The sequence below is a fragment of the Sphingopyxis sp. LK2115 genome, from assembly GCF_014595975.1.
Lineage (GTDB): Bacteria > Pseudomonadota > Alphaproteobacteria > Sphingomonadales > Sphingomonadaceae > Sphingopyxis.
The window spans coordinates 1-7102 of sequence record NZ_JABWGQ010000013.1 but is presented as its reverse complement, the minus strand read 5'-3'; the positions used below and the strand labels follow the sequence as shown (position 1 = coordinate 7102).

The window sequence follows — 7102 nt, the reverse complement described above, 5'->3', positions numbered from 1 at the left end:
CCCTCGAGGGATCGCACCGCCTAGCTCTGCAATTACAGATCCTGACCCTAGACTATGCGACAAGAAATACTGGGATAAAACAAGCCATTCCCCCAGTTACCCGGCTACGGATCGTAAGAGTTTGCCCCCGCTTGCTTGCTTCTATCTCAGCTGATAACTTCGAAGGCTGTGCCGTATCCCACGTCGGCGGGGATAGTGAGGATGTTCTTGCCGTCTCGCTGGATGACTTCTGGAAGGACCGGCACGATTTCGCGAGCCTTGGCCCGCGCGACGCAATCGTCTGCGCTCGCAGCTTCGGCTAGCAGTTGCAGGTTCAATCGCGTGGGAAAGATGATCGTTCGTTCACCGCTGACACCCAGTTTCAGGGCTTTGCTTGGCGAAAGCCATTCCGCATCAACGGTTTCATATCCATCACATGCTGCGATCTGGCGCTCTGGGGCGCGAACGACGAAGAAATGAGTGTCGAAGCGCTTTTGCATAAAGCTGGGCGTGATCCACCGCGCGAACTCGCTCAGGCGATCAAGGCGCAGTTGCACATCGGCCTCGCGCACAATGTCGAAAAATTCGCGCTCGCCTCGCTCGACGGCTTTGCGGCTTTCAAGATCGCAAATATCCTCGAACTCGCTACCGTCGCGATGATCGGCCAGCAGGATGCCTGCTTCCTCAAAGGCTTCACGAATCGCGGCAATCCGAAGGGTGCGCTGCGTAGGATCTAGCGTTTTCCAGCCCCTGCAATAATCGGCCCATTCAGGCGCTTCATCGGCAGCAGAAGGCTTTCCACCGGGAAAGACCAGCGCGCCGGATGCAAAATCGATCTGGTGATGCCGCTTGACCATCAGCACCTGGAACTCCGGCTCGTCGCGAAGCAACAGCATGGTGGCTGCGGGGACCGGATCGACTGGCTTCTGCAGTGTCATCATAAACTCCAGTTCTCAGTTGGCCTGATATTGGACGCTGGCCCGTTCAAGCTGAGCAACGATCTTATCGCCATTTGCGCAGAAGAACCAACCCGGCAAGAGCCACTGCAACACTTGCAAGCACCCAGGATTGATTCGCAAGCAGCGCCGCGGAGACGATAAGTGCGGCCGCCACAGGACCTTTGACAGGCTGGCTCGCGCGGCGAATGGCTGCGAGCTTCTCAAAACTTGCCGGATCAATCTGGACAGGCACATGCCCGGACTTGGCTATAGCGGCGGCGTTATCGAGAAGGTCAGGCATGATCGCCGCTAGGGCGAGGAGTTGTCGGCGAACTTTTTTTAAATTGGCGCGATTCCTGCCAAGGGAGAATCTTTCTGCGAACAGCTCCAACATGATGGGGCGTGTTTCCTCCCCGATATTATAGTCAGGCGCAAAGGAACGCGCAAACCCTTCCGCCGTGAGCAATGTTCGAAGAAGGATCGCCAGATCAGGCGGAAGTGCGAGCTGATAGTCTCGCAGGAGATCGAACACGCGGCTGAAAATATGCGAGAACTCAATCCCCGAAAGGACCGTTCCCCTGAACTCACCGATCAGCTGGTCCAAATTCTGGGTGAGCCCATCACGGTCAACTTTCGGATCTCCAGCCCATTCGAGCAACACGTTCGCGACGTCTGCTGTGTCTTCGTCGGCTATAGCCATGACAAGTCGTACCAGTTCCTCGCGCCTCGCCTTTGTGAGAGTGCCGACCGATCCGAAGTCGATAAAGCCCACATCCTGTTCCCCGATAAGGAAAACATTGCCTGGATGCGGATCGCCATGAAATTCGCCATTCAGAATGATCATGCGCAGGACTGCATTCGCATATTGTCTCGCGAACGCCGCCACGCGTGGGTCGGTCGATTCGGCCTCGATCGCAGACGCGGGCGTTCCATACAGCCGCTCCTGGACGTTGACCCGTATCCCCGTCAGTTCCCAATGAATTGTTGGAGTCTTGATCCCAAGCGTATCAAGATAGCCACCGATACGCTCGCATGCACGAGCTTCTGCTGCCAGATCCATTTCCCAGGCAAGATTTCTGCCAAAGGTTCGCAGGAACTCTACGGGGCGATAGCGGGCGATTTCAGGGGATCGATCCTCGGCAACGGCGGCGAGGCGCGTCAGGAGCCGCACATCGGCCTCCATTCGCGCAGCAGTGCCCGGACGCCGCACCTTTATGATAACGTCGGCGCCGTCGAGCAGCGAAGCAGAGTAGGTCTGCGCTACCGAAGCCGAAGCCAGTGGTTGTTCATCGAATTGGGTGAATTCCCCTCGCCAGTCAGCTCCCCAGCTTGCGGCAAGGATGGGCTCGATTTCTTCGAATGGCACCGGAGAAACCTGATCGTGGAGCGTCGCGAAGGCAGCAATCCAGGACCTGGAAAACAGATCGCTGCGCGTCGCCAGCAGCTGTCCAAGCTTTATTCCGACCGGACCAATGTCGCGCAGGAGTGCGACGACCGCCGCCGGCCGCAATTCACCTGGATCGATTGACTTGGCCGGATGCGGAATGACTCCGAGAGCGCCCGCCAGGCTTTTGGCGCCGTGCCGGACAAGAATCTGTCCTATCTCGGCGGCGCGTGCGATGTCTCCTATCGGTTTATCTCGGAACCCAGGCATATGTCCTATTCCGCATCGGTCCGGCTCTGATCGAGATTCGACGCAATCCGCACAAGAATGTCCAGCAACGTCCGTTTTTCGTCGCGCGTGGCGTTCCGCCATAGGACCCTATGCAGCCCGTCCGCGGATTCTCTCAGTTGGGGCAACAACCTGTCGAGCTCCTGGGTCAGGATGAGCTGCCATGCCCGGCCGTCCGTTTTGGCTCGTCGCCTTTCCATCAATCCTTTCCCACAAAGGCCAGCGACGGCTTGACCGATCGTGGCGGATTCCAACTCTAGTCGCTTGGCAATTCCGGCCTGCGTCAACGATGGTTCGCGGAGAAGTTGTCCGATGATGCGCCACTGCGTCTGATTGAGGCCAATCTTGGCAATCCGTGCGTCATAAGCGCGCCTCGCCCCCCGACTAATCTCGTCCATCAAATATAGCATACGGTCGTCGTCGGTGAGGGCGCCTTCGCGAAGCCGTGGCGGCATTGTGTCGAGATTTGCGTTCATACCGCTGCCTAGTCCGTTTCGTGGGAATGCCAAAACGCAAATTACTAAACGATTTTACTAACCGGATGGAACGGTCTACGCCACGCCATGAAGCGACTTAGCACATGTCCAAAATCCTTCGAAAGAGGCAGATGACCGACGAACCAAATGAGCGGGAACAGGATCGCGCGCCCGCATCCAGCCTGAAATCGCAACCCAAATTTCGCCTCATCCTCATCATAGCCATCACTGCTGCGCTGATTGCAGGTGGTTGGTGGTATTACAGGCATGTCACCTATGGGCAGTACATGCAGTCGACCGACAACGCCTATGTCGCGGCCGACAGCGTTGTGGTTTCATCAAAAGTGGCCGGATACGTGGACGCGGTGCTCGTCTCTGAGAACGGGCGGGTCAGTCCCGGCGAGGCGCTCGTGCAACTGGATGTGCGAGATTATAGAGCCCAGGCGCAACAGGCGCGTGCGCAAATTGCGGCGACGCTGGCCGGCGCCGACACAATCCGCTCGCAAGTAACCGAACAGGACTCAGCGATTCGGCAGGCGCGGGCCCAACTCGCCGCCAAGCGCGCGGCGCTCGACCTCGCCAATGAGCAGGTAGCGAGGTATCGCCCCCTTGCCGCGACCGGTGCGGAGCCGCGAGAAAAGCTTCAACAATATGAGACACAGGCGCAGCAAGCGCACGCCGACTTTGTTGCTGCCCAGGCAGCAGTCTCTGCTGCCAACGGTCGGAGGGCCACCTTGTTCAAACAGATCGACCAGACCGAAGCCCAAGCTGACGCGGCCCGCGCGCAGCTGGAAGCGGCCGACCTAGATGTCACATCGACTCTGCTGCGAGCCAGCAAGGGAGGTCGCGTTGGCGATCTAACAGTAAGGGTCGGCCAATTCGTTCAGCCCGGTCAGCGATTGATGACGGTGGTTCCGGTAAACGAAATCTACGTCATCGCTAATTTCAAGGAGACGCAGGTCGGCCTTTTGCGGGCGGGGCAACCGGTCAGGCTCGAGGTCGATGCTCTTCCCGACTTTGAGATTGCTGGACGCGTTGAGAGCATCTCGCCCGGAACCGGAGCAGAATTTTCGATCCTGCCGCCCGAAAACGCCACAGGGAATTTCACCAAGATTGTTCAGCGGATAACGGTTCGTATCGCGATAATAGCCTCGCCCAAAGTGCGTCGTCTGCTCGTCCCGGGCATGTCGGTTGTGGCAGTTGTCGACACGCGAAACGCTGCCGGAGAGCTGAAAGAGATCTCGAGTACCGACAAATGACCGCCGAGTTGGCATCGAACAGCGCCTCTGGTACTCCGACTGCAGAAAGGCGGAATGCCGATATCACCGCGTGGATAGCGGTCGCAGCGGGTGCACTTGGCGCCATGCTCGCAACACTCGATATCTCTATCGTCAATTCCGCGCTTCCGGTGATCCAGGGCGAAATCGGAGCCAGCGGCACCGAGGGCACTTGGATTGCCACCGCATTTCTCGTTGCCGAAATTGTGGTAATTCCGCTTAGCGCCTGGCTTGAACGCCTTTTTGGACTGCGAAACCTGCTCATCATTGCGGTTTCCGCGTTCACCGGCTTCTCAATTCTTTGCGGTATGGCGACCGACCTCACGACCATGATCATCGGTCGCACGGGTCAGGGTTTCATGGGTGGTGCGCTGATACCAACTGCGATGACCATCGTGGCGAAAAGATTGCCGCCCCATCAACAGCCGATCGGCATGGCGCTGTTCGGCATGACAGTGATTCTGGGTCCGGTCATGGGGCCGCTGATCGGTGGCTGGCTGACCGAAAATTTGAGCTGGCACTATGCCTTCTTTGTCAATGTTCCAATCTGCGCCGTACTGCTGCTGCTGCTATTCGTCGGGCTTCCTCACGAAGAGCCGAAGTGGGAGTATCTGACCGATGCTGATTGGGCGGGCATTGCCGGCCTGATTCTGGGGTTGGGCGCTTTGACTGTGTTGCTTGAGGAGGGGCATCGCGAGGAATGGTTTGAATCCGCTCTTATTCGCTGGCTGGCACTCATTGCCGTTATCGGTTTCGCTTCACTCATATACGGGCAGCTGAACGCGTCGAAGCCCGTCCTGAAACTCCGCCTCCTTCTCAATCGCCAATTCGGAAGCGTTGCGGTGATGGCTCTCGCCCTGGGAATGGTCATGTATGGTTCGACCTACGTCATTCCCCAATTTCTTGCGATCATATCCGATTATAACGCTTTTCAAACCGGGCTCGTTATATTTTGGATGGGTATTCCGGCTTTTGTGCTTATGCCGATCCTGCCCTTCATGATCCGCAGACTCCACATTCGCATTGCCGTCGGTGTCGGAATGCTTCTGATGGCGGCCAGCTGTTTCGTCAGCATAAGCCTCACCGCGGAATCTGGGGGCGCCGTATTCATCGAAAGCCAGCTTATTCGGGGTGTTGGCATGATTCTGGCCATGATGTTCCTGAACCAGGCTACCGTAGCCTCGGTGGCAAAGACAGATGCTGGCGATGCCTCCGGTATTTTTAACGCCGCTCGAAATCTCGGAGGATCTTTCGCTTTGGCCGGACTGGCTTCGTTTCAGGACCAGCGGATCTGGCACCATAGCCGGCGCATGGAAGAGACGCTGAATGCCAACAGTGCTTCACTCCAGATTTATCTTGATGAACTCGCGAAAAGCTTCGGCGGGATGGAGGGTGCCATGTCGATGCTAGGCCGGACCATCCAGCGGGACGCGTTCGTAATGACCTACAATGATGTATTCTTGGTGATGGGCGTCCTGACCTTGATGACCGTTCCTTTGGTCATCTTTTTGAAGCCGCTTCCCAAGAATGTTTCCCTTTCGATGCACTGAGCCTGACATGATAAGAAAATCTGTAATATCGCTTCTCGCCTCGTTTCTGCTGGCCGGTTGTGTTGCGGGCCCAGACTACGCCGGGCCTCCAGAAGTATTCTCGGCGAACCGAAATGACGGCTTTGTCCGTGCCGGCGGTAACATCATCGATACCGAGCCCGAGCTGGCAGAGTGGTGGCTCCTTTTGAACGATCCGGAATTGACCAGGCTTATCGAGGCTGCGTTATCGGACAATCCTTCGCTTCAGGCTGCGCAAGCGCGGATTGCGCAGGCGCGGGCATCCGTGAGACAGGAGAAGGCCGGAAGATTTCCGACGCTTGGAACCCAGGCGACGGCTATTCAGGGCCGCTTGCCGGGCCTTGATATTCAGAACAGTGCCCCGCCTTCGGCGAGCGCGCCTGTTAGTCCGCAGGGACAGGCGGATGATAGCCTCAGTGTCTACAATCTCGGGCTCAACGCTAACTGGGAGCTGGATTTCGCAGGAGGAACGCAGCGACGGATCGAGGCCGGCAACGCTCAGGCCGCGGCAGCGGTTGCCAATGTGGAGGATGCCAAGGTCCAGCTGACCGCCGAAGTTGCCAATGCCTATGTCAACCTGCGCGAGGCCCAGTTTCGAGCCAAAGCGTACCGAACCGAGTGCGAGTTGCAGCAGCAAACCCTCTCGCTAACCTATCAACGGTATCAGCAAGGCGTGTTGCCCCTGTTCCCTCTCGGCAATGCAAATGCCGAGCTCGAGCTGCTCAAGTCTCAGCTCGCCGAGGCCGAAGCTGACACGGCGGTATTGCTCGATGCGCTTGCCATTCTAGCTGGACAGATCCCAGGGACAACGGACGAAGCGCTGAAACAGATCTTCGATGTTCCCCTCCCGCCGGAACAGGTCGCCGTGGGCGACCCCTCCAACCTTGTCGCACGTCGGCCCGACATCCGCGCGGCCGAACGCAGCCTGGCGGCAGCAACGGCTCGGATCGGTGTTGCGGAGGCTGCACGATTTCCGAAGCTGTCATTCATGGGAATCTTGGGACTTGGCGGAACGTCGCCAGACGATCTCTTTGATGTGAGCAATCCGTCAATTCTCGCCATTCCACAGTTGCAGTGGAACTTCCTCGATTTCGGAAGGGTCGATGCCTCGGTCGATCAGGCGAGCGCCGTCCGTGCCGAGGCGTAAGCGCTGTTCCGTGCCCACCTTGCGCGGTTGAAGCGTAGCGCCGAG

General features: G+C 57.9%; 6 protein-coding genes. 3 read left to right on the top strand and 3 right to left on the bottom strand.

Annotated features, from left to right (window positions below; translation table 11 throughout):
• Positions 1–146: 146 nt before the first annotated feature.
• The 3 genes from HUW43_RS02030 to HUW43_RS02020 form a co-directional block, all read right to left on the bottom strand.
• The gene (locus tag HUW43_RS02030; protein ID WP_054590306.1) at positions 147–917 is read right to left on the bottom strand and encodes an NUDIX hydrolase; all 771 of its coding nucleotides are present in this window, start codon (positions 915–917) and stop codon (positions 147–149) included.
• Positions 918–981: 64 nt separating this feature from the next.
• Positions 982–2571 (bottom strand): ABC1 kinase family protein, encoded by a 1590-nt coding sequence (locus HUW43_RS02025; protein ID WP_039575416.1) that lies wholly within the window; start codon positions 2569–2571, stop codon positions 982–984.
• 5 nt (positions 2572–2576) lie between these two features.
• Entirely contained in the window at positions 2577–3065 is a 489-nt protein-coding gene (locus HUW43_RS02020; RefSeq protein ID WP_052208277.1) for a MarR family winged helix-turn-helix transcriptional regulator, read from the bottom strand.
• Positions 3066–3196: 131 nt separating this feature from the next.
• Between HUW43_RS02020 and HUW43_RS02015 the strand changes: the two genes are divergently transcribed.
• The 3 genes from HUW43_RS02015 to HUW43_RS02005 are packed head-to-tail and all read left to right on the top strand — an operon-like array spanning position 3197 to position 7057.
• Entirely contained in the window at positions 3197–4324 is a 1128-nt protein-coding gene (locus HUW43_RS02015) for an HlyD family secretion protein (RefSeq protein WP_054590305.1), read from the top strand.
• Positions 4321–5892: an MDR family MFS transporter gene (locus tag HUW43_RS02010; RefSeq protein ID WP_095385529.1), complete on the top strand. Its 1572-nt coding sequence runs from the start codon at positions 4321–4323 to the stop codon at positions 5890–5892. The genes HUW43_RS02015 and HUW43_RS02010 overlap by 4 nt, the downstream gene beginning before the upstream one ends.
• Positions 5893–5899: 7 nt before the next feature.
• On the top strand, positions 5900–7057 hold the full coding sequence (locus HUW43_RS02005) for an efflux transporter outer membrane subunit (RefSeq protein ID WP_188235853.1): 1158 nt from the start codon (positions 5900–5902) through the stop codon (positions 7055–7057).
• The last annotated feature ends 45 nt before the right edge of the window (positions 7058–7102 follow it).